The organism is uncultured Ferrovibrio sp., from assembly GCF_937960835.1.
Lineage (GTDB): Bacteria > Pseudomonadota > Alphaproteobacteria > Ferrovibrionales > Ferrovibrionaceae > Ferrovibrio.
Map to the genome: position 1 here is coordinate 33,452 of NZ_CALGPC010000010.1, position 21,581 is coordinate 55,032.

Below are 21,581 nucleotides of genomic sequence, written 5' to 3' on the forward strand. Positions count from 1 at the left end.
CATTCGCGAATCTGTTAAGTCTTCTCAACCCGGCCCCGGATTGAGGACACATGCGCTGGATTCTGCGGCTTTTGCTTCTGCTGGTTCTTCTTGCGGGCGTTGCCGCACTCAGCCTTTATTTCATCGCCCGTTCCTCCCTGCCTGAACTCACTGGCGAGATCAAAGTCGACCAAGCCCTCACCGGTCCGGTGGAGATTTTACGCGACCGCAATGCCGTTCCGCATATTCGGGGAAACACCCGTAACGATGTGGCCTTTGGCTTAGGTTTCGCCCATGCCCAGGATCGCCTGTGGCAGATGGAAGTGAACCGGCGCGTCGCCGCCGGCCGATTGGCTGAATTGTTCGGCGAAGCCGCCCTCGCTACTGACAAGTTCCTGCGCACGCTCGGCATCCGCCGTAAAGCCGTCGCTGCTTTCGCAGCCTTGCAGCCCGAGACACAGAGCTATCTGCAAGCCTATGCCGATGGCGTGAACGCCTTTCTGAGCAAACGCCCGAGCGCACTGCCGATCGAGTTCATGGCCTTCGATGTTGAGCCGGAGCCGTGGACGCCAGCCGATTCACTCGGCTGGCTGAAGATGATGGCTTGGGACCTGAGCGGAAATTGGGGCAGCGAACTGGCTCGCCTGAACCTGGCGCGGCGCCTGAGCAAGAAACAGATCGAAGAGTTTTATCCGCCTTATCCTGGCGATGCGCCGGTGGCGCTGGCGGAGATGAGCGACGTCTACAAAGAGGTGGCGGAAGCCCTCGATGTCGAAAACCTGATCCGCGCCCTGCCGATCCCCCAGGAAGGCATCGGCTCAAACAACTGGGTCGTCAGCGGCAATCGTACCGTTACCGGCGCGCCGCTTCTGGCGAATGATCCTCATCTTGGCCTCACCTCGCCTTCGATCTGGTATTTCGCTCATTTGGCGGCGCCGGACGGCTCGGTGGTCGGCGCTACCTTGCCCGGCGTGCCTGGCGTCATTCTAGGCCACAATGGCCGCGTTGCCTGGGGTTTCACCAATACTGGACCTGACACCCAGGATCTCTTCATCGAGAAGATCGATCCCCAGGACCCGACGCGGTATCTCACCCCAGACGGCAGCGCAGCATTCGAGACCCGCACCGAGGTTATCAAAGTTCGCAGACAAGACGACGTTACACTCACGGTCCGCGAGACGCGGCATGGTCCGGTGATCTCCGACGTTCATCCAAGAGCGCGCAGCATGGTGGAGGCAGGCTATGTGCTTGCCTTCGCCTGGACGGCGCTGCTCGACGACGACACCACGGCGGATTCAATCGTGGGAATGCAGGCGGTTTCGGACTGGAACAGCTTTCTTGAGAATTTCCGCCGCTATGTCACACCGCAGCAGAACGTCGTCTACGCTGATCGCGAAGGCAATATCGGCTTCCTGGCGCCAGGCGTAATCCCCATCCGCAAGCCAGAGAATGATCTCAAAGGCCTGGCACCAGCACCGGGCTGGGACGCGCGCTATGACTGGGCAGGCTTCATTCCCTTCGAGCAGCTGCCCCGCGTCTACAATCCGCCGAGCGGAATGATTGTGACGGCCAATCACAAGATCGTCCCTGACAGCTATCCGCATTTCCTCACCTCAGAATGGGGAGAGCCTTACCGGGCACAGCGTATCGAGCAGTTGATCCGCGAGCGGCCCGTCCATTCGGTCGAAAGCTTCAAGCAGATTCAGGGCGACACCATGTCTCTCATGGTGGCGGACCTGCTGCCATTGATGATTGCAGCACCAATAAAGCCGCAGCCGGTGAATTCCGAGCTGCCATCCGCGCATGCCATGCTGACAGCCTGGGATGGCAGCATGGTCGAAAACCGGGCCGAGCCCCTGATCTTCCAGGCGTGGTATCGCGAACTGACGCGCCTGGTGCTCGCAGACGAGCTGGGCGAGGCCTTCCAGCCGCTATGGCGCTTCCGCCCCACGCTGATGAAGAACATCCTGACCGATTTCGACGGACAGTCGCGCTGGTGCACGAATGTCGCCACAGGCATCCCGACTGCTTGCGCCGCTTTGATTGCTGAAGCGCTAGACCTCGCCTTGAGCGACCTGAAGGCCCGCTATGGATCGGACATCAGCCGCTGGCGGTGGGGCGACGCCCATGTCACCAAGGCCCCACACCGTCCCTTCAGCAATCTGCCGATCCTGCGCCGCCTCTTTGAGGTGAGCGTTCCCAGCCCCGGGGACGCGTTTACCATCAATGTCGGCCGCAACGACCTGGGCCACACAGACGAGCCCTTCGCCAACCGCCATGCCCCCTCGCTACGGGCAATCTACGACCTCTCCGACCTCAACCGTTCGCAATTCGTCCACACGACTGGCCAGTCGGGGCACCCATTTTCACAATTTTACAGGAATTTAGCCGGTCCCTGGGCCTCGGTTCAGTACATTCCGATTTCCCTGCGGCCGGCCGATAGCGAGGCCGGGGCGCTGGGCCGGCTGCGCCTGATCGGGCGCTGAATCCTTACGGTTTTTCAATATTCTATTTACCCCAAGCATACGATAAGAAGGGGCGGGTTGGCGTGCCGTGCGGATTCGGCGCGGCATGGGCATGGAGTGTTTCAATGCTGATCATTATCGGCTCCATAGTCGGCCTCGGCTGCGTGCTGGGTGGATACATGGCGATGGGCGGAAAGCTTTCCGTCCTCTATCAGCCGTTCGAACTGGTCATCATTGGCGGCGCCGGTGTGGGCGCATTTATCGTGTCCAACCCGAAGCCCGTCCTTAAAGCCGCGCTTAACGGTTTTAAGATCGCCTTCAAAGGCCCCCGCTATACCAAGGACGATTATCTCGAGCTGCTTTCGATGATGTACAGTGTCTTCAAGCTCGCCAAGAGCAAGGGCATGCTGGCACTGGAGCAGCACATCGAGAAACCGGAAGAGAGCAAGCTCTTCACCCAGTTTCCGAAATTCATGGCCGACCACCATTCCATGGAGTTTCTGTGCGACTATCTCCGCCTGATGACCCTGGGCAGCGAGAACCCGCACGAGATGGAAGCCCTGATGGACATGGAACTGGAGATTCATCACGCCGAGGACCATTTGGCCGGCCAGGCGCTGACCAATTTCGGCGACGCCTTTCCTGCCTTGGGTATCGTCGCCGCCGTGCTCGGCGTTATCAAAACCATGGGCTCGATCAGCGAGCCGCCTGAGGTGCTGGGCCGTCTGATCGGCGGCGCTCTGGTGGGTACCTTCCTTGGCATCTTGCTCTCTTACGGCATCGTTTCGCCGATCGCGGCCGCGGCCAAGGCCACGATGGAGCATGATCAGAAATACATGCTGTGCATGAAGGCTGGGCTTCTGGCCCATCTGCAGGGCTATGCGCCGGCGGTTTCGGTGGAATTCGCGCGCAAATCCCTGATGTCGAATGTCCGCCCGACCTTCTACGAGGTTGAAGAGGCGACCAGCAAGGTTCAGTCGGTTTGATACGGGCAGTGAGCTGATCGATGGCGACGAGCGAGGGCGAACGCCCAATTATCGTCAAGAAGATCAAGAAAGGCGCTCATGCCCATCATGGTGGCGCGTGGAAGGTGGCCTATGCCGACTTCGTGACCGCGATGATGGCGTTCTTCCTGCTGCTCTGGCTGCTGAACGTCACCACCGACGAGCAGAAAAAGGGCGTTGCGGATTACTTCTCTCCCGCTTCGGTGAGCCGCAGCCTGTCTGGCGCCGGCGGCGTTCTTGGCGGCCGAACCATCATCGAAGATGGCGGCAAGATTTCCAGCTTCGGCCTGCCAACGGTCATCGTTGGGCCTTCACCGGAAAAGTCCGATCAGCCGGATCAGCCGCAATACGATCAGAAATACGAAGATTCGCGTCAGCCGCCGCCAGCACCTGGCGAACGGGGCGACACCTTCCCCGATCCCTCGGCGGCACAGTCCGGCGCCGCCCAGCAGAACTTCGACGGCCTCGATCTGCAGCAGATCGATCCGGAGCTGGCCCGTGAGCGCTTGCAGCAAATCGAGGCGGAGAATTTCCGCGAAGCGGAGATGCAGATCCGTCAGGCGATCCAGGAGAATCCGCAATTGGCGGAATTGTCCAAGCAGATCGTCTTCGACAATACGCCTGAAGGATTCCGCATCCAGCTGGTCGACGAAGAGCAATCTTCGATGTTCCCCTCGGGCAGTGCGGTGTTGAATGATCGTGCCCGCCGCCTCATGCAGCAGATCGCGCAGGTGGTCGCGAAATTGCCCAATAAGCTTGCGATCAGCGGCCATACCGACGCGCAGCCTTTCCGTGGACAGGGTGCCTATTCGAACTGGGAATTGTCGGCCGATCGTGCGAATGCCGCGCGCCGCGCCATGCTGGAGGCTGGCGTGCCGATCGAACGCATCCGCCAGGTCACGGGTAACGCCGACCAGGATCCGCTGATCAAGGACAATCCACTGGATCCTCGCAATCGCCGTATTGCGATCCTGCTGCTGAGCGATGTGCCAGTGGGCGGTAATGATGCTGCTGGTGCCGGACCTGTGCGTCCTGGCCCCCTGCGCGCGCCGCCACCCCCGCCACCACCGCCTCCTGGTCTGGATGGTCCCGGACCGAGCAACGGCATGATCCGCCTCCTCCCCAACCGGTGATGAGGCTGGTGATGTCGAACAACGCTTCTGATCTTCCCGTCTCCAGGTCCGCAGCACCGATATATGTCGATCCGTTCGCCGATCCGGCCGCCTTCGATGGTGTCATTGTCCGGCGTATCTTCGCCTATCTGGTCGATCTGATCGCGCTTGTTGGCGTGATCTTCCTCTACAAGATCGCGGTCGGGCTGCTGACCATTGTCACCTTCGGGCTGCTGACACCCATTCTGGTGCTGGTTGGAGCTGCGATACCGTTGGCCTATCACACGCTCACCATCGGCGGTTCGGCTTCGGCCACGCCGGGCATGCGGCTCTTTGACCTTCAGGTTTCAACCTGGAACGGCGGCAAACCGGGTTATTTGCAGGCCTTGCTCCAGACTGCGGCTTTCTACGTGACGGTTGGCCTGACCAGCGGCCTGATCCTGATCTGGGCCTTGTTTAACAACCGTCGGCGCTGCCTGCACGATCTGCTCTGCGGCACCGTGGTTCATCGCCGCCGCAAAGTGGCCTGACAGGGCAGATTACCCCTCCCCAAAGCGTTCATTTACGCTAAGCTTGTAACAGGTTTTGACAGTTATGGGCTGCGAGTGAAACACCGCCTGCAGATACCTTTGCGGCACTTCTTCGCTACGCCGCCGACACCATGCCCCTATCTCGCGGGACGGCTGGAGCGGAAGGTTGTCACCCTGTTGGCGGGCGATGATCCCGATGGGCTGCATAACGCGCTCAGCCAGGCCGGTTTCCGCCGCAGCCAGGATCTGGCCTATCGCCCCGCCTGTGAGAACTGCAATGCCTGTGTGCCGGTTCGCGTGCCGGCTGCCGATTTCGTTCCCAATGCCAGTCACCGCAAGATTTGGCGGCGCAATCAGGGCATCGTGACGCGGCGGCTGCCCGCCTATGCCACCCGCGAGCATTATCAGGTCTTCCGTCGCTATGTGACCGCGCGCCACGAAGGCGGCGGCATGGCTGACATGGAATTCGCCGATTATCGCGCCATGGTCGAAGACAGTCCGGTGCGCAGCGGCCTGACCGAATTCCGCTGCCTCGATGGACGGCTGTTTGGCGTCTGTCTCATCGACGAGATGAGCGACGGCGTCTCTCTGGTCTACAGCTTCTTCGATCCGGATTTCGAACGCCGGAGCCCCGGCAGCTTCATCATACTATGGCATGTTCAGAATGCGGCCGACCTTGGCCAGCCCTATGTCTATCTGGGCTACTGGATCGCCGAGAGCCGGAAAATGGCCTATAAGAGCCGTTTCCAGCCGCTGGAGGCGCTGACATCGGATGGCTGGCGACGCATCGATCCGTCGGGCAACCCGATCTATCCTGCCCCGGCCTTATCGAGCTTCTGACTGAGAAGCTTCTAAGCCCCGCAATTTCTTGCGCTTTTGCACCCCTGGCAGTATTTTCCCGAGTGTATACGGATTCTCCGTGTACTACAGGGGTTCCCGGCCTAACCTGAGCGGCCCGGACAACACAGAGACCTAGGGAGAATAGCTGTTATGCTTCGTCGCAAATTCCTTAAAGGCGCCGCGTTGGCAGGCGCTGGCAGCCTTGGTACGGCCGCCGCCTTTCCGGCTCCCGCAATCGCGCAGAGCATGCCGGAAATCAAATGGCGTATGCCGACCAGCTTTCCGAAAAGCCTTGATACCATTTATGGCGGTTCCGAGTTTGTCGCGAAGCGCGTCGCTGAACTGACCGACAACAAGTTCCAGATCCGCGCCTTTGCCGGCGGCGAGATCGTTCCGCCCCTGCAGGTTCTCGACGCCGTGCAGAACGGTACCGTCGAGGCGGGTTATACCGTCAGCTACTATTATGTCGGTAAGGATCCGACCTTTGCGTTCGACGCCTGCATGCCCTTCGGCCTCAACGTCCGCCAGCAGCAATCCTGGCAGCGTTTCGGCGGTGGCCTCGAACTCACCCGCGAGTTCATGAAGGACTACAACATCATCCAGTTCCCGGCGGGCAACACCGGCACCCAGATGGGCGGCTGGTTCCGTAAGGAGATCAAGACCGTCGACGATCTGAAGGGCCTGAAGTTCCGTATCGCCGGTATCGCTGGCCAGATCCTGACCAAGCTCGGCGTTGTGCCGCAGCAGATCGGCGGTGGCGACATCTATCCGGCGCTGGAAAAGGGCACCATTGACGCGGCCGAGTGGGTCGGCCCCTACGATGATGAGAAGCTCGGCTTCAACAAGGTCGCCAAGTACTACTACTATCCGGGTTGGTGGGAAGGCGGCCCGCAGGTTTCGATGTATGTGAACATCGAGCAGTGGGAGAAGCTGCCGAAGATTTATCAGGCTGCTCTGGAGACCGCCACGGCTGATGCTTGCCAGTGGATGCTTGGCAAGTATGACTCCCAGAACCCGGTGGCCCTGCGCAAGCTGGTTGCCAGCGGCACGCAGCTGCGTCCCTTCCCGCGCGCGGTGATGGAAGCCTGCTACGATGCGGCGAACGAGCTGTATGATGAGATCGCTGCGCAGAATCCGAAGTTCAAGAAGATCTATGAACCTTGGAAGAAGTACCGCGATGAGCAGCTTCAGTGGTTCCGTGTCGCTGAAGGCACCTTCGACAGCTTCATGACTGCGGTCAGCCAGCGTAAGGCACCGGCGAAGAAGAAGTAAAAGCTGCGTTTGAAAAAGAAACCGTGTTGCACCTTAAGCCCCGCTTCGGCGGGGCTTTTTCTTTATGTGTAATTGTTCGGCAAATGCCGCGATGTTCGAATTTCAAGAAGATTGAATCGAAGGCCCCGCAAAGCGGGGCCTTTCTTTTGGACTGTTCGTTAAAGCGAGGCAGGTAACACGTTAGTCCGCATTCTCCTCCTCTTCCTCGCCACTTTCCTCTTCTCCGGACTCTTCATCCGCAGCGGCATCGTCTTCGGATGCCTCATCGGCCGCCTCTCCATAAGGGGATTCGGTTCCGTAGTCCGGCGTCTCGATCTGCATCTGCATCTGGATTTCAGTGTCACTCAGCACGGGCCCACGGTCCAGCATCGAGGTCACCATCTCGGGGAAGATGATCACCAGGGCGACCATCAAGATCTGAATACAGACAAATGGCACCGCGCCCCAATAAATCTGCCCCGTGGTTATCCTCGGAATGAGCTTCCCGGTGACCTTGTCGATGTAATCCGCCGCCGGAGCGACGCTGCGCAGGAAGAACAACGCGAAGCCAAAGGGCGGATGCATGAACGAGGTCTGCATGTTCACGCCGAGCAGCACGCCGAACCAGATCAGGTCGATGCCGAGTTTCTCGGCCGCCGGTCCCAGCAGCGGTACGACGATGAAGGCCAGCTCGAAGAAATCGAGGAAGAAGGCCAGCAGGAAGACCATGATGTTGACGACGATGAGGAAGCCAAGCTCACCGCCGGGAAGGCTGGTCAACAGATGCTCCACCCAAAGATCACCGTTCACGGCACGGAAGGTCAGGCCGAACACAGTCGAGCCGATCAGGATGAACAGCACGAAGGCGGACAGCTTGGCCGTCGTATCCATCGCCTGACGCAGCAGGGCCCAGTCCAGCTTCCGCTTGATCAGCGCCAGGATCAGTGCGCCGGTAGCACCCATCGCGCCGCCTTCGGTCGGCGTCGCGATGCCGATGAAGATCGTCCCCAGAACCAGGAAGATCAGCACCAGAGGCGGAACCAGCGAGAAAATGACGCGATAGAAAAGCTGGAAGCCCCTCAGCGTTCTCGCCTCAAGCGGCAATGCGGGCGCCGCACTCTTGTTGATCATCGAAACGATGAAGACATAGCCGGCATAGAGCGCCGACAGAACCAGGCCCGGAATCAGGGCGCCGGCATACATGTCGCCGACCGAACGGCCGAGTTGGTCGGCCATGACGATCAGCACGAGGCTGGGCGGGATGATCTGCGCGAGCGTGCCGGATGCGGCGATCACGCCGGTTGCCAGCCTGCGGTCATAGCCATAGCGCAGCATGATCGGCAGCGAGATCAGACCCATCGAAATGACCGATGCGGCCACGACGCCCGTGGTTGCCGCGAGCAAGGCGCCGACGAAGATCACGGCGTAAGCAAGACCGCCGCGCAGCGGACCAAAAAGCTGGCCGATGGTATCCAGAAGATCCTCGGCCATGCCGGACCGCTCAAGGATCAGTCCCATGAAGGTGAAGAATGGGATAGCCAGCAGCGTATCGTTCCGCATGATGCCGAACACACGCTCGGGCAGCGCCTGCAAAAGGGCCGGCGTCAGCAGGCCCAGTTCAATGCCTAGGAACGCAAACAGCAGGCCATTCGCGGCCAGCGCGAAGGCCACCGGATAGCCAAAGAGCAGGAAGAAGACCAGCGCCCCAAACATCAGAGGCGCCATGTTGTCGATCAGAAATTGGACCATATGCGTTTACTCCGCCGCGCTCTCAGCTGGACTATGGGCATCCTGCTTCTTGGGCGCCGGATTGGGAATCAGGCCCATGAGGAAAGCGATGCGTTTGATGAGCTCGGATATGCCCTGCAGGGACAGCAGGAAAAATCCGACGGGGATGAGCAGCTTGACCGGCCAGCGGAGCAACCCGCCAGCGTCGCTCGACAGTTCATTGTGAATGAACGAGTCCATGAAGACCGGCCACGACAGCCACATGATGATGAGCGCCATCGGCAGCAAGAAGAAGACCGTTCCGATGATGTCGATCCAGGTCAGCGTGCGCTCGGAAAAGCGGCTTACCACCACGTCGATGCGGATATGCTCGTTACGTAAGAGGGTATAGCCCGAACAGAGCAGGAAGACGGCTGAGAAGAGGTACCACTGGACCTCCAGCCAGGCATTCGAGCTTGTGTTGAAGGTATAACGGACGGTCGCGTTGGCCGCGCTGACGAGAACGGCAACGAGCACCAGCCAGTAGATCACCCGGCCGACACGATCATTGAGCGCGTCGATCAGGCGACTGACAGCCAGCAATATCTTCACGGAACCTCCCTGCCCCAAAGCGGCATTCGCTATGATCTGCGGATGCCCAAATGCTCTTCGGCGCAGCGAGTTACCCCCACCACGCCGTCCGGTCAACCCACGGTGTGGAGCGACCCCGACTCTGCCCCCTGTTAAGGCGCAAAGTTTATAGCAGGACCGCTGCTGAAACGGGAGTATTTTATTGATTCTGAACGAAATTATTGAAAAGTTAGATTTGATCCCGTCGTCCCAGGGCTATGTTGACGGCTATCAAGGGGTGGTTGAGAACAACTAATTCCGGCTGTAAAAAAGCGTTTCCACCGTTGGTTAAGTGTTGCTCAACCATTCCGGAGGAAAATCTTGGCACATCCCGCGGTTGTGTCGCAGAATGACGAGGCGACAACCGCCGGGCGCCAGAAAGGATCGTCGCGACTATGTGGCGTAGCGTCGTAAAACGTGCACCAAAGCGGGCACCAGAACCCGATCTGGCGCCAACGCCGCGCGACCGCGAACGTGTTGATGGCATCATCAACAAGATTTCCGAAGAGACGCTGCTGGTTTTCGACCTGCTGAAGGACGGCATGGTCAAGGAAGCCTCTTTCAAAACCATGGAAGAGAGCATCACCCGGCATTGTATCCTCTCCACATTTGAACAGGTCCGCGCCGACGCTTTCCGCGATGCCGCGGGCCTAGCCCGACATCAGGCACGCCGGTTTGCCGAGGCCGCGCTGGAAATGCCTGAGCCACAGCAGCGGCAATTCGTGCTGTCTGTGTCGCAAGCCTTCGAACGTTTTGCTAAACAGCTGCAGGCCATCGAGCAACGTGCGCTGGCCGACAAGCAGAGGCAGGGCCAAGAGTAGCACAAACAGCGCTGTCAAATGCGCTGTCAAATGCGCTGTCGTGGCGAGCACGGTGGGGGTGTTCGCTGCGGTTTCAAAACTTCTGGGGTGAGGGATTATTTTATGTTTGGTGCGATTTTCGGTTCGCGAGCCTATGCCTACGAAATCTATGTCCAGGTCGATGGCCGCTGGCGGCTGGATAAAAGGCTTGAGGGGCAAGCCGGGCTGACGCAGCTCGGCAACGAGCAGCTGGAAAAGTCAGCTATCGCGCAGGCCAATGCCCTGCTCAACATGGGCGATTTCTCTGCCGTAAAGGTTGTACGCACGCGGTCCCGTTCGGATGGTTTCACCACCCAGTCCGAAATCTTCAACAAGACCGCAACAGCCCGGCCGAAAGCGATGACGGTCCGGCCGTTCAAAGGCGTTTTTCCGGTTTGCGACACGTTCTACGATCTCGCCCGCCGTCCTGCGGCGAGAGGGTTCAGTGTGGTGTTTCGAGAATTCCTCGATAAGCAGAACGCCACTTCCATCGAACTGCTGCATTCCCTGCAGCATCAGCGCAAGTTAAACGACATGAATAACTTCCTGCGCGCCGGCATCTATGCACTGGCCGGAGCGCAGACCCAGCAGGGCCTGCCTGGCCAGGGCGAGCGCAGCAAGAAGCTGGAAGCCCTGTTTGACAAGCTGATCCAGCACACGCGCGACGCTATGGCTGAGAAGGGCTTGCCGGCATTCGAGAACAACGATTTCGCCAAGTTATACGATCGCCTCGCCGCTCGCGATCTCAGCGACGACAACCGGCGTTTCCTGTTCTTCTTCCAGATGACCAAGGTCACGCAGACAGCGAACAGCTATGCTGCCCGCCTCGACATGGTCCTCACCGACATGATCGAGCGTAGCAACTCGAACGTCGCCGGTCTGCTCGATGAAGTCGCCGCGTCCTGCCTTGATTCCACGACACTGATCCAGGAGTTGCTTGGGCCACGTTCCAGCCTGTCCGACGCCCTCGTCGCTTTGGCGGATCTGTCGGCTGGCAAGCTCGCTATGCCGGCGAAACCCGATCCGACACTGGAAAAGCTCAACCGGCTGCTGGGCGAAAAGCGGTTGCCGCTCTGCGAGGGCACTCTTTGGGAGCGTATTCTGACGAACCTGTCGTCAAAGACCTTGCTCAGCAAGCACGATCCCAAGAAGGAATGGCAGCTGACGCGCAACCTCAATCACAAGCTGCTGTCGCTGGCGCCGGAATCCTACAAAGCGGCCATCGACCATGCGGGCCGCATGCGGATGGAGCGGGTTCGTAATATGGAGAATTGATGCTGCGATCTAGTCGGTTTGCGGCATCACTGCCCCTGTCAGATCGGCGCCGGTCAATTCGGTATTGACCATCTTCGCGTCGATCAGATTGGCATTGACCAAGCGGGCATTGTTCAGCTTGGCATCGATCAGATTGGCGCCCTTCATCAAGGCATCCGAGAAATCGGCTTCGCTCGCATCGGCTGCCGCAAGGCTAGCCGACCAGAAACGCCCGATCGGTTTGCCATCAGGGCCACGCAGCGGCACCTGACCGAGCTGCGCGCGCTGCAGGATCGCCTTATGCAAAATCGAGCGCGACAGATTCACACCATTGGCCAGAGCCCCGACCAGATTAGCGCCGGTCAGATCCGCCTCGGACAGATCGGTCATCACCAGCGTGGCATTCTGCAGCTTGGCGCCCGCGAGTTTCGCGCCTTTGAGATTGGCGCCACTGAGATCCTTCCCAGACAGGTCGATGCGCTCCATGTTCAGGCCGGCCAGATCGGCGCGCGCGCCCTCCTTGCCGTCCGACCGGATCCACCGCTCATGGTTCTGCAGGATCGTCGCCACGGTATCGCCGAAGCTTGAAACATCGACAACAAGCTCGGCGCCAGTGAAGTTGGCCGAATCCATGTCGACATCTTCAAGGATCGCGCCCTTGAGGTCGGCCCCCTGGAAGTCCGCACCGTCGATCAGGGCCATGGACATGTCCACGCCCCGCAGACACGCGCCCTTGAAGTCCGCGCCAGCCAGATTGGCTTTGCGCAGGGAGACCTTGGTGAGATTTGCGCGCGACAGGTTGGCGCCGGCCAGATTGACGCCGTTCATATTCGAACCTGTCAGGTTCGAACCGCGCAGGTTGGCTTCCGTAAGATCGGCGCCCGAAGTATTGGCCTTGGGCCGCTTGCCATTATTTTCGGCGCCAAAACCCACCCCCTCATCGGAGGCCTGCATCAAGGCGCCGCCGCGGAAGTCGACCCCCATCAGGCGTGCGCCCGCCAGGGTAGCTCCCCGCATGGATGCACCACGCAGATCGGCCCGCGACAGGTCGGCTTTTGATAGGTCGGCGCGCTCCAGATTGGCCGCGAACAGATCGGCTTCGGAAAGATTGGTCTCAACCAGGACAGCCCGCGCCAGATTGGCGCCAGACAATTTGGCTGCACGCAGATCGGCACCACTGAAATCATACCCCTGAAGATCGGCCAGGGAGAGATTGAGGCGGGCTCCGCGGGGGCGTTTGAGCAGCCACTCGCGGTGGCGCCCCAGCATTCGCTCTACTTCCATGGGGTTCATTCTGCCCCGTGCCCCCTCTTTGATTTTTGCATCGTCAACGCGCCGATTCCTTCGGCGCGGACGCATATTTACTGCTTTGGCCTCATGAAATCTTCAACAATCTTAATGTTTTTCTCCAACTCTGCAATCTTCCCACTGAGCTCCGCCACCTTCACCCGCAAGCTTTGCAGCCCCATAGCGGCGCCCTGCGCTGCTTCCTTGGCGTTGCGCAACTCGATCTGAAGCTGAGGGGATGGTCCCTTCGCTTCACGCAGTTTGGCTTGGATATCCAGGATAGCCTTATCGAGAAGAGGCCTTTTTTTGGTCAGAGCAGCAATTTCCCCCTCCAGCCGCGCTTTTTCTTCCTGATGCTTGCGAATTTGCTCCCGCATCTGGGTAATCGCTTCGGTCACTCCTGCCTCCGACAATACTGAAACGCCGTCCTTGGCGATGCGAACTCCACCATAACCTTCATAGACGTATGAAATTCCGCCGCCAAGCCGTTCAAATGGCGTAGACGGACGGCCCCGTACTGGGGTGATATGGTATAACCATGATGGACCCTGATAAGCTGAAAGCCCTGCGGGACCGGTATGGCGAGGCCAAGGGCGGTGACATCTACGATCCCGCCTTCCGCGCCGTGGCCGAGCAGCAGTTCCGGGATGGTGACAGGCGGAAGTGGCCGTTTGCCGATGTGGCAACTTTCCTCGGCGCACGCTACCGTCCCGATGCCCCGGAGCAGGCGGATTTCGGCGGTCTGGATATCGCCCTGATCGGGGTGCCGATGGATCTGGGGGTTACGAACAGGACCGGCGCTCGTCTTGGCCCGCGCGCCGTCCGGGCCATCGAGCGCATCGGTCCCTATGAGCATGCCCTCAAGATGGCGCCGATGATTGGTTGCAACATCGCCGATATCGGCGACGTCCCGTTCCGCAGCCGCTTCAGCCTAGAAAGCTGCCATCAGGATATCGAAGCATTCTACCATCGGATCGCCGATGCGGGCGTTATTCCCTTATCGGTGGGCGGCGATCACTCGATCACCTACCCCATCCTCAAGGCCCTGGGCCGCAAGCAGCCAGTCGGCCTGGTGCATATCGACGCTCATTGCGACACCTCGGGCCCCTATGAGGGTTCGAAGTTCCACCATGGTGGCCCCTTCCGCATGGCGGTGCTGGACGGCGTGCTGGACCCGGAACGGACGATACAGATCGGCATCCGCGGCGGCGCAGAATATCTATGGGAGTTCTCTTACGAGTCCGGTATGACCGTGATCCATGCCGAAGAAGTCGCCACGCTCGGTATCCCGGCGATAATCGAACGGGCGCGCCAGGTAGTCGGCAGCGGTCCAGTCTATGTGTCCTTCGATGTGGACGGCCTGGACCCCGCCTTCGCCCCGGGAACCGGCACGCCGGAAATTGGCGGCCTTTCGACGGCAGAGGCCTTGGCCATCCTGCGCGGCCTGATCGGCCTTGATGTGATCGGCGGCGACGTGGTCGAAGTCGCCCCGCAGTATGACGGGACGACCAACACCGCCCATGCCGGCGCGCAGATGCTGTTTACGATCTTATGCCTGGCTCGGGCGGCATTGGATAAACGAGAACGACGCCGACCTTAGCCGCGGCCGACGAACGGCATCTTGGTCGCCATCACCGTCATGAACAGCACATTGGTGTCCAGCGGCAGGCTGGCCATGTGCACAACGGCATTGGCAACATGCTGCACGTCCATGCGCGGCTCGACTTTGACCGAGCCATCGGCCTGGGGCACGCCCTTGGTCATGCGCTCGGTCATCTCGGTGGCAGCATTGCCGATATCGATCTGCCCCACGGCGATGTCATAGGCCCGGCCATCCAGCGAGCATGCCTTGGTCAAGCCGGTCACGGCATGTTTGGTCGCCGTGTAAGGAGCCGAGAACGGCCGCGGCGCGTATGCCGAGATCGAGCCGTTATTGATAATCCGTCCACCCCGCGGCGTCTGGTCCTTCATGATGCGGAAGGCTTCCTGACTGCACAGGAACATGCCGGTCAGGTTCACATCGACGACTGCTTTCCACTGTTCGTAGGAAATGTCTTCAAAAGGCATGGCCGGGGTGCCCATGCCGGCATTGTTGAACAGAACATCCAGTCGCCCGAACGCCTGCTTGGTCTTGTTGAACAGGGCTTTCACCGATGCCGGGTCGCCCACATCGGTCGAAACAGCCAAGGCTTTGACGCCATGCGCTTCCACTTCGCGGGCGGCCGCTTCCAGATGCTCGATCCGCCGGCCCGCCAGCACGACGTTATACCCCGCCTTGGCCAGCGCCACGGCCGAGGCCTTACCAATACCCGTGCCAGCACCCGTGACCAGCGCGACCTTGACTGACATGCCGGTTCCTCCCTCATTCATTGCTTGGAACGAGGATGATTATTGCTCAGGTTACGGAGCGGAGCAACGGACGAGCCGCCGGCGCCAAGCTGCGGTAGACATGCAGATAATCCTCGGCCATCCGGCGGGCTGTGAAGCGCTGCTCGAAGACTGCGCGGATCTGCGCGTTTGACAATCTGTCGATCTGGCCGAGGACAGCGACCGCCTGATCCTCATTCTCGACGATATAGCCGGTGATGCCGTCATCGACCACTTCGGGTACCGAGCCGCGGTTGAAGGCGATCACTGGCGTGCCGCAGGCCATTGCTTCGATCATCGCCAGACCAAAAGGCTCCGGCCAGTCGATGGGAAACAGCAGTCCTAGGGCACCGCTCAGGAAATCCGATTTCTGCGCGTCACTGATCTCGCCAATCAGCTCCACATGCGGACTTTGCGCCAGCAGCGGCTTGATCTCAGCGTTGAAGTATTCCTGGTCCGCCTTGTCCACCTTCGCGGCGATCTTCAGCGGCAGTCCGGCACGCCCGGCAATCTTGATGGCAAGGTCGACACGTTTCTCCGGACATATCCGGCCGAGGAAGGCCAGATAGCGGCGCTCGACGGGCCTTGGCGTCAGCAGCTCTGCCGGCAGACCGTGGTGGATGGTCGTCATCCACCCTGCTTTCGGCATCGGCTTCCGCTGGTTGTCGGAGATCGAGATGATCGGCACGTCCTGGAAGATCTCATAGATCGGATGCAGTTCCGGAAGATCCAGACGGCCATGCAGGGTGGTCACGAACGGTGTGGTGCAGCGGCTGAACAGCGAAAACGGGAAATAGTCAAAATGGCAATGTATGACGTCAAAGTCGTGGGCACGGCGCGCCACCATCTCCAACATGTACATATGCGGCGCCACCCAGTCGCATACCGTGGCATCCAAACGCATCGCTCGCGGCCAGAATGGCACAAGCTGTGCGCTCGTTTCAGAGTCGCCGCTCGCAAATAGGGTCACGTTATTTCCCAGACGTACCAGTTCCTCTGTCAGGAAGGAAACCACCCGCTCCGTTCCGCCATAGAGTTTGGGAGGAACGGCCTCGAAGAGCGGCGCAACCTGTGCAATTCGCATAAAAGTCTCCTCTGGTTCGCCTGCCTGCCAGGCATTGCCCGGCGAAAGCCCGCTGCTTGCTTAGATAAAGTGGATTGTCAAATTGGAACCGGGTGGCGGGACGTCTGACTAACTGAACGACATTTCATCGAATAAAGAAAACACGCGTGAAAATGTTATGTATTTCGATAGGTGTATTTTTCCGTGGTTTATTTGTGAGATGTGAAACTTGTTTGTGAGATTCACCTGATCTCATCGTTTCACCATTTTTCCGCCGCAGGGCCTCTTACTATCTCCCGCCTAGGGACGCAGAGACCAAACGAATTGGAGGCGTATAATACTGTGGCGAAAACTTGTCAGGCCCGCACAATTCCCCACACACTACCGAAATATCGTACACGACCACTCGCCTTCATGGCGGGATATATGCTGCGTCGCCCCGTTTCGCATGCCGTAATCCTGCTCAGCGTCGTAGCGGCAGTTATATGCGCGCTAGGCTCTCAATATGCGATCAAGAATTTGGTCGACATCGTCGCAAAGGGCGAAACCACCCTCGTGATGACAGCATTCCTTATTTTGGTTGGCTTGATCTTTGCGGATAATCTCTTGTGGCGAGTGGGTGGCTGGTTTGCCAGCCGTGTTTTTGTCCGCGTCTCGGGCGATGTGCGGCGGGATCTATTCCAGCACGTCACCCATCACTCACCGGGCTACTTCGCGGATCGTTTGCCGGGGATGCTGGCGGGACGCATCTCGGCCACGGCGAATGCGTTGTTCACGACCGAGAACACCTTCGCCTGGAACGTGCTGCCGCCCACTATCGCAGTGATTGGTGCCATTATTGTCCTGAGCATGGTCAATCCAACGATGGCTGGCACGTTAGTGGTCATTGCCGCCTTGCTGATTGCAATAATTTATGTCCTAGCCAAGCGTGGCGCGCCACTGCACCACGAATACGCTGCCAATGCAGCAAAAGTAGAAGGCGAACTCGTCGACGTCCTTAGCAACATGAACGCCGTTCGTTTGTTCGGCGCAACCGTGATGGAGCAAGAGCGCCTTTCGGATAAAATCGAAGTCGAGATGCGGGCGCGTCAGCGCAGCCTCCGCTATCTGGAAATCATCCGCCTAGTCCACGGCGTTGTCACCGCCACCTTGACTGCCGGCCTCCTGGCTTGGGCGCTGCTGCTATGGAGCCAGGGCAAGGCATCGCCCGGTGATATCGTGCTGGTCAGCTCCTTGGGCTTCGCCATCCTGCATGGCACACGCGATCTCGCGGTTGCGCTGGTCGATCTGACCCAACATGTTGCCCGCCTCTCGGAAGCCGTCTCCACGCTGCTCATCCCCCACGCGCTGCCCGATGCGCCGCATGCCCGTCCCTTTGTCATCGGCCATGGCCGGGGTGCACGCATCGACTTTGAGGACGTGCAATTCTCCTATCCGCAGCGGAAGCCCATCTTGCAGAATTTCGATCTGCATATCCGCGCGGGCGAAAGGGTCGGACTCGTCGGCCCGTCGGGCGCGGGGAAATCCACAGTCCTGACCTTGCTCCAGCGCTTCTATGACGTTCAGCAGGGCCGGATCAGGATCAACGGCCTCGACATCACGGACCTGAAGCAGGAAAGCCTGCGTCAGGCCATTGCCGTGGTGCCGCAGGACATCTCCCTCTTCCATCGCAGCATCCTTGAAAACATCCGCTATGGCCGCCCTGACGCCACCGATGACGAGGTGCTGGCAGCCGCGGAGGCGGCATCCTGCCGCGGCTTCATCGACGCCCTGCCGCAAGGCTTCGACACCATCGTGGGCGAGCGCGGCTTGAAACTGTCCGGTGGCCAGCGTCAGCGTCTGGCGCTGGCGCGTGCGTTCCTGAAGGATGCCCCCATCCTGGTGCTGGACGAAGCGACCTCTGCGCTCGACAGCGAATCTGAGGCCGCGATCCAGAAGGCCCTGAACCGGCTGATGCGCGGCCGCAGCGTGATCGCCATAGCCCATCGCCTCTCTACCCTTCAGAGTTTCGATCGTATCGTCGTGATGGATCATGGCAGGGTCGTCGATCAAGGCAGCCCGAAGGAACTCAGCGCACGGCCAGGCCTCTACCGGGACTTGCTGCTGCGGCAGACCGGATCGTCTCATCTCGCCGCCACAGCCTAACGACCGCGTTACACCTGACATCATCGGCGCAAAGGTCTTTGACGGTGTCACCTGTTTGATGGAGATACCGGCGGACCAATGCGCAATAATGGAAGGCTGTTGATGAAGATCGATCTTGGCGCACCGGAGTTCGCGCGCGCCATCGCCGCCTCGCATGATTCCATCCATGTGAAATGTAGCGGCGGAAGCGGCATGCCCCTGCTGCTCATTCATGGCAACTCTTTTTTCGCGGGAGGTCTTTGCGCGCCAGTTCGCATACAGCCTGGCGCAGAAACACTGCCTGATCGCGCTTGATCCTCCCGGCCACGGCTTGTCGGGCGATGCGCTGGATCCTGTTCGCAGCTATCCCTGCTGCGCTTCGACGGGATCGAAGGTCTGATCCTCACCAGTACCCCGCCCGTCCATCACGGAAACATCGCCAATGCCTTCACTGCAGCATTGGCAAGCGGCCAGCCCGGCAAGAAGGATCTCACCGATGACGACATCGAAGCTTTCGCCCGTAAGATGTTTGGCGACCCTGTTGAGCCTTTCTCCTTTGGGACGCGACCCGGCGATCGGATAGCCGCTTCCGTGAGCAGCTATTGCGGCAGGCCGCGCCGGCGCCGGCGTCGATCAGCGCGCGGTGGTCGAAAGCGGTACGGTTCCCATCGCGTGATCAATAGCAGCGCCGATCGATTGATCAGGCTCGACTACGTCATCGCCTTCAAGAATCTATGGGAGGGAAAATGCCACCGCCTGAAGAGCACCGGCCACGCTCCTTCTTACAGGCAGCCGAGGCCTCAACGCGATGGCCGACAGGATTCTGGAAAGCCTGACGGGCGTGGGCAAGGAAAAATGGCGCGCCCTGGTGGATTCGAACCACCGACCTATTGCTTAGAAGGCAATTGCTCTATCCAGCTGAGCTAAGGGCGCCCTGGGTTCCCAAACTGGGACTCGACGAACCGGCGAGGCCGGCCTGTAGGGCGCCCCGCCGGAATTCGATCAGCGAATTCTGGTATACGCGAAATTGTCCGCGTAAGCCTTGCGGACCGGCTTCCGCGGCTGCGGCTCTTCCACTTCGTAGGGGATGTTGTACTTCTCAGCGTAAGCGATCGCCGCTTCCTTGGTGTCGAAGCGGAGATTGAGCTGCCCGCGCGTATCCCGCGCGCCGGTCCAGCCCATCAGCGGCTCGACGAAACGGGCGTCCGCCGTATCGTATTCCAGCCGCCAGTAGCGGGTCTGCGCCCTGCCCGACTGCATGGCCGTCTTAGCCGGTTGATAGATTCGCGCCTTCATACGCTACCCATCCTCTGAACTTGGTCTCGGCCGCCATTATGGTCGGGGTGACTGGATTCGAACCAGCGACTTCTTGCTCCCAAAGCAAGCGCTCTACCAGACTGAGCTACACCCCGCCCGGCTAAATGGCGGAAAAAGCGAGCGCCTTTTAGCACAAAGGTTTGGGCCCCGGCCAGCCTCGCAGCCCGGCCTGAAGGCGTATTAACGCTTTGATGCGCCGACAGGACTGCCAAAAATGGCATGCTGCACCCGGTCCCCCGGCTTGATCCCCAGCCGGGCGACGGTGCCTCCATTGACCTCCAGGACCGCGCGGACCGGACCGGCGGAGTTTATGCCGGTTTCGTCCCGGGGAATGGCGCGCTGATGGATGTTCAGGATCGTGCCATCGGCCTTGATGAACAGCATGTCGAGCGGGATCAGAGTGTTCCGCATCCAGAAGGATGCCATCTGCTCTTCCTTGAAATCGAACAGCATGCCGGCATCGGGCGCCATGCTGGTGCGAAACATCATGCCCCGGGCTCGCGACTGGTCGGTGTCGGCCAGTTCCACCCGGAAGCGCTGCGGCCCCTTCTCGGTAAGGATCACCAGATCGCTCTGTGGCAGCGTCGGCTGCGGCTGGGCGATGACGGGAGCAGCGATGCTGAAAGCAGTCAGCAGGATCAGGAAAACGCGACGCAATATCACTTCATCCTCTCTTTGGCTCGCCGTACCAGCGCTCGAACCTCTTCCCGCACCGGACCGTGATGAGGCCGGTCCGCCAGACTTAGAAACCAATGATCCGGCGGATTACGGCCGGCGCTGCGGTTCCAGCTCAGAGCCCGCAGCAGGCTTTCCGCCGACGACGGCAGACGATCCGGTATCTCCAGCCCGTTCAGGTGCGCCCAAACGCCGGTCCAGCATCGCGCCACCGACCAGGGATTATACCCGCCGCCTCCCAGCACCAACAGGCGTGGCGCCAGGCCTTTCAGCATTCCCACGGCGCTCCACAGCGCGCCATTGGAAAGCTGCTGCCTGCCAAGAGGATCGTCGGCCAAAGCATCGGCGCCGCATTGAATGACCATGGCGTCAGGCCGGAAGCTTTCCGCCAGCGGTCCAACGGCCTCCTCCATCAGCGCCGCCATTTCGTCATCGATCATGCCGGGGGGGACCGGGAGGTTAAACAGATTGCCCGCTCCCTCTTCGTCCAGCCGCCCCGAATGGGGCCAGCGGCCGTCCTCGTGGATCGAGACGACTAGCACACGCGGATCGTTCTGGAAGGCATCGGCCACGCCGTCGCCATGATGCACATCGAGATCGATGTAAGCGACCCGGCTCAGTCCGGCATCGAGCATGCGCAAAATGGCCAGGACCGGGTCGTTGAAATAGCAGAACCCCGAAGCCCGCGCTGGCTGTCCATGATGCGTGCCGCCGCCCGGGTTATAGACGATGCCGCCAGCCTCCAGCAGATGCCCGACAGCCATCAGGCTGCCGCCGACACCCGTTGCGGGCCGGCGAAACATGGTCCCGTAGATCGGATTGCCGCCACGCCCCAGATTGTAGCGTTCGGACAGTTCCGCACTGATCGTCAGGTCACGCTCGGCAGTCTGCACGGCGGCGATATAGTCTTCGCGATGAAAACGCTGCAACTGCTCAGGCGTGGCCGGGCGGCTTTCACGATAACGATCTGGATTCAGCCAGCCCAACGCCTGCACTAAGTCCATGACCGTCGAGACGCGCGGGATCGACAGCGGATGTTTGCCGCCCAGCGAAGAATGGCGATAGATCGCATTACCGATGAAAAGCGGCGCACCCATAGCGCAAAAATCTAGACAATCCCTGGGGCTTAACAAGTAC

General features: G+C 60.1%; 20 protein-coding genes and 2 tRNA genes. 11 read left to right on the forward strand and 11 right to left on the reverse strand.

Annotated features, from left to right (window positions below; translation table 11 throughout):
- Positions 1 to 50: 50 nt before the first annotated feature.
- The 6 genes from Q0603_RS10190 to Q0603_RS10215 all read left to right on the forward strand — a co-directional run bounded on the left by Q0603_RS10190 (position 51) and on the right by Q0603_RS10215 (position 7,202).
- The gene (locus tag Q0603_RS10190; protein ID WP_298725247.1) at positions 51 to 2,465 is read left to right on the forward strand and encodes a penicillin acylase family protein; all 2,415 of its coding nucleotides are present in this window, start codon (positions 51 to 53) and stop codon (positions 2,463 to 2,465) included.
- A gap of 104 nt (positions 2,466 to 2,569) precedes the next feature.
- The gene (gene motA, locus Q0603_RS10195; protein WP_298725249.1) at positions 2,570 to 3,430 is read left to right on the forward strand and encodes a flagellar motor stator protein MotA; all 861 of its coding nucleotides are present in this window, start codon (positions 2,570 to 2,572) and stop codon (positions 3,428 to 3,430) included.
- 20 nt (positions 3,431 to 3,450) lie between these two features.
- Entirely contained in the window at positions 3,451 to 4,581 is a 1,131-nt protein-coding gene (locus tag Q0603_RS10200; protein ID WP_298725251.1) for a flagellar motor protein MotB, read from the forward strand.
- Between the two features lie 11 nt (positions 4,582 to 4,592).
- On the forward strand, positions 4,593 to 5,090 hold the full coding sequence (locus Q0603_RS10205) for an RDD family protein (RefSeq protein WP_298725253.1): 498 nt from the start codon (positions 4,593 to 4,595) through the stop codon (positions 5,088 to 5,090).
- Positions 5,091 to 5,165: 75 nt separating this feature from the next.
- Positions 5,166 to 5,930: an arginyltransferase gene (locus Q0603_RS10210; protein ID WP_298725255.1), complete on the forward strand. Its 765-nt coding sequence runs from the start codon at positions 5,166 to 5,168 to the stop codon at positions 5,928 to 5,930.
- 150 nt (positions 5,931 to 6,080) lie between these two features.
- Complete coding sequence (locus tag Q0603_RS10215) at positions 6,081 to 7,202, forward strand: TRAP transporter substrate-binding protein (protein ID WP_298725257.1); 1,122 nt, start codon at positions 6,081 to 6,083, stop codon at positions 7,200 to 7,202.
- Between the two features lie 180 nt (positions 7,203 to 7,382).
- On the opposite strand, the gene Q0603_RS10220 is transcribed toward Q0603_RS10215, so the two are convergent.
- Entirely contained in the window at positions 7,383 to 8,930 is a 1,548-nt protein-coding gene (locus Q0603_RS10220) for a TRAP transporter large permease subunit (RefSeq protein WP_298725259.1), read from the reverse strand.
- 6 nt (positions 8,931 to 8,936) lie between these two features.
- The gene (locus tag Q0603_RS10225) at positions 8,937 to 9,500 is read right to left on the reverse strand and encodes a TRAP transporter small permease subunit (protein WP_298725261.1); all 564 of its coding nucleotides are present in this window, start codon (positions 9,498 to 9,500) and stop codon (positions 8,937 to 8,939) included.
- A gap of 413 nt (positions 9,501 to 9,913) precedes the next feature.
- Between Q0603_RS10225 and Q0603_RS10230 the strand changes: the two genes are divergently transcribed.
- Positions 9,914 to 10,339 carry a hypothetical protein gene (locus Q0603_RS10230; RefSeq protein WP_298725263.1) on the forward strand — a complete coding sequence of 142 codons (426 nt, stop codon included), beginning with the start codon at positions 9,914 to 9,916 and terminating at the stop codon, positions 10,337 to 10,339.
- 102 nt (positions 10,340 to 10,441) lie between these two features.
- On the forward strand, positions 10,442 to 11,632 hold the full coding sequence (locus Q0603_RS10235; RefSeq protein WP_298725265.1) for a hypothetical protein: 1,191 nt from the start codon (positions 10,442 to 10,444) through the stop codon (positions 11,630 to 11,632).
- A 9-nt stretch (positions 11,633 to 11,641) separates the two neighbouring features.
- Here the strand turns inward: Q0603_RS10235 and Q0603_RS10240 are convergent, their stop codons facing one another.
- On the reverse strand, positions 11,642 to 12,895 hold the full coding sequence (locus tag Q0603_RS10240; RefSeq protein ID WP_298725267.1) for a pentapeptide repeat-containing protein: 1,254 nt from the start codon (positions 12,893 to 12,895) through the stop codon (positions 11,642 to 11,644).
- Positions 12,896 to 12,972: 77 nt separating this feature from the next.
- Positions 12,973 to 13,296: a hypothetical protein gene (locus tag Q0603_RS10245; protein ID WP_298725268.1), complete on the reverse strand. Its 324-nt coding sequence runs from the start codon at positions 13,294 to 13,296 to the stop codon at positions 12,973 to 12,975.
- 140 nt (positions 13,297 to 13,436) lie between these two features.
- Here Q0603_RS10245 and speB point away from each other — a divergent pair, with 140 nt between their 5' ends.
- Entirely contained in the window at positions 13,437 to 14,498 is a 1,062-nt protein-coding gene (gene speB, locus Q0603_RS10250; RefSeq protein ID WP_298725270.1) for an agmatinase, read from the forward strand.
- Here the strand turns inward: speB and Q0603_RS10255 are convergent.
- Both Q0603_RS10255 and Q0603_RS10260 read right to left on the reverse strand, forming a co-directional pair.
- Positions 14,495 to 15,247, reverse strand: a complete 753-nt coding sequence (locus Q0603_RS10255; RefSeq protein ID WP_298725272.1) for an SDR family oxidoreductase — start codon at positions 15,245 to 15,247, stop codon at positions 14,495 to 14,497. The genes speB and Q0603_RS10255 overlap by 4 nt on opposite strands.
- 46 nt (positions 15,248 to 15,293) lie before the next feature.
- A complete protein-coding gene (locus tag Q0603_RS10260; RefSeq protein ID WP_298725275.1) occupies positions 15,294 to 16,349 on the reverse strand; it encodes a glycosyltransferase family 4 protein in 1,056 nt (351 codons plus the stop codon).
- A 405-nt stretch (positions 16,350 to 16,754) separates the two neighbouring features.
- On the opposite strand from Q0603_RS10260, the gene Q0603_RS10265 reads away from it, so the two are divergent.
- Complete coding sequence (locus Q0603_RS10265) at positions 16,755 to 18,473, forward strand: ABC transporter ATP-binding protein (RefSeq protein ID WP_298725550.1); 1,719 nt, start codon at positions 16,755 to 16,757, stop codon at positions 18,471 to 18,473.
- Between the two features lie 102 nt (positions 18,474 to 18,575).
- A complete protein-coding gene (locus Q0603_RS10270; RefSeq protein WP_298725277.1) occupies positions 18,576 to 18,767 on the forward strand; it encodes a hypothetical protein in 192 nt (63 codons plus the stop codon).
- A gap of 541 nt (positions 18,768 to 19,308) precedes the next feature.
- Here Q0603_RS10270 and Q0603_RS10275 read toward each other — a convergent pair.
- The 5 genes from Q0603_RS10275 to Q0603_RS10295 form a co-directional block, all read right to left on the reverse strand.
- Positions 19,309 to 19,385, reverse strand: a tRNA-Arg gene (locus Q0603_RS10275).
- Positions 19,386 to 19,454: 69 nt separating this feature from the next.
- Positions 19,455 to 19,748, reverse strand: coding sequence for an ETC complex I subunit (locus Q0603_RS10280; RefSeq protein ID WP_298725279.1), 294 nt, complete (start codon positions 19,746 to 19,748; stop codon positions 19,455 to 19,457).
- 39 nt (positions 19,749 to 19,787) lie between these two features.
- Positions 19,788 to 19,864, reverse strand: a tRNA-Pro gene (locus Q0603_RS10285).
- A gap of 85 nt (positions 19,865 to 19,949) precedes the next feature.
- Positions 19,950 to 20,432 (reverse strand): DUF192 domain-containing protein, encoded by a 483-nt coding sequence (locus Q0603_RS10290; RefSeq protein WP_298725281.1) that lies wholly within the window; start codon positions 20,430 to 20,432, stop codon positions 19,950 to 19,952.
- Positions 20,429 to 21,541, reverse strand: coding sequence for an acetoin utilization protein AcuC (locus tag Q0603_RS10295; RefSeq protein ID WP_298725283.1), 1,113 nt, complete (start codon positions 21,539 to 21,541; stop codon positions 20,429 to 20,431). Before Q0603_RS10295 ends, Q0603_RS10290 begins: the two co-directional genes overlap by 4 nt.
- Positions 21,542 to 21,581 lie beyond the last annotated feature (40 nt).

Excerpts from the sequence above, each read along its gene's own strand:
- Q0603_RS10190 (WP_298725247.1), top strand. The coding sequence starts at position 51 with ATGCGCTGGATTCTGCGGCTTTTGCTTCTGCTGGTTCTTCTTGCGGGC.
- motA (WP_298725249.1), top strand. The coding sequence starts at position 2,570 with ATGCTGATCATTATCGGCTCCATAGTCGGCCTCGGCTGCGTGCTGGGT.
- Q0603_RS10200 (WP_298725251.1), top strand. The coding sequence starts at position 3,451 with ATGGCGACGAGCGAGGGCGAACGCCCAATTATCGTCAAGAAGATCAAG.
- Q0603_RS10205 (WP_298725253.1), top strand. The coding sequence starts at position 4,593 with ATGTCGAACAACGCTTCTGATCTTCCCGTCTCCAGGTCCGCAGCACCG.
- Q0603_RS10215 (WP_298725257.1), top strand. The coding sequence starts at position 6,081 with ATGCTTCGTCGCAAATTCCTTAAAGGCGCCGCGTTGGCAGGCGCTGGC.
- Q0603_RS10220 (WP_298725259.1), bottom strand. The coding sequence starts at position 8,930 with ATGGTCCAATTTCTGATCGACAACATGGCGCCTCTGATGTTTGGGGCG.
- Q0603_RS10230 (WP_298725263.1), top strand. The coding sequence starts at position 9,914 with ATGTGGCGTAGCGTCGTAAAACGTGCACCAAAGCGGGCACCAGAACCC.
- Q0603_RS10235 (WP_298725265.1), top strand. The coding sequence starts at position 10,442 with ATGTTTGGTGCGATTTTCGGTTCGCGAGCCTATGCCTACGAAATCTAT.
- Q0603_RS10240 (WP_298725267.1), bottom strand. The coding sequence starts at position 12,895 with ATGGAAGTAGAGCGAATGCTGGGGCGCCACCGCGAGTGGCTGCTCAAA.
- speB (WP_298725270.1), top strand. The coding sequence starts at position 13,437 with ATGATGGACCCTGATAAGCTGAAAGCCCTGCGGGACCGGTATGGCGAG.
- Q0603_RS10255 (WP_298725272.1), bottom strand. The coding sequence starts at position 15,247 with ATGTCAGTCAAGGTCGCGCTGGTCACGGGTGCTGGCACGGGTATTGGT.
- Q0603_RS10260 (WP_298725275.1), bottom strand. The coding sequence starts at position 16,349 with ATGCGAATTGCACAGGTTGCGCCGCTCTTCGAGGCCGTTCCTCCCAAA.
- Q0603_RS10265 (WP_298725550.1), top strand. The coding sequence starts at position 16,755 with ATGCTGCGTCGCCCCGTTTCGCATGCCGTAATCCTGCTCAGCGTCGTA.
- Q0603_RS10270 (WP_298725277.1), top strand. The coding sequence starts at position 18,576 with ATGAAGATCGATCTTGGCGCACCGGAGTTCGCGCGCGCCATCGCCGCC.
- Q0603_RS10280 (WP_298725279.1), bottom strand. The coding sequence starts at position 19,748 with ATGAAGGCGCGAATCTATCAACCGGCTAAGACGGCCATGCAGTCGGGC.
- Q0603_RS10295 (WP_298725283.1), bottom strand. The coding sequence starts at position 21,541 with ATGGGTGCGCCGCTTTTCATCGGTAATGCGATCTATCGCCATTCTTCG.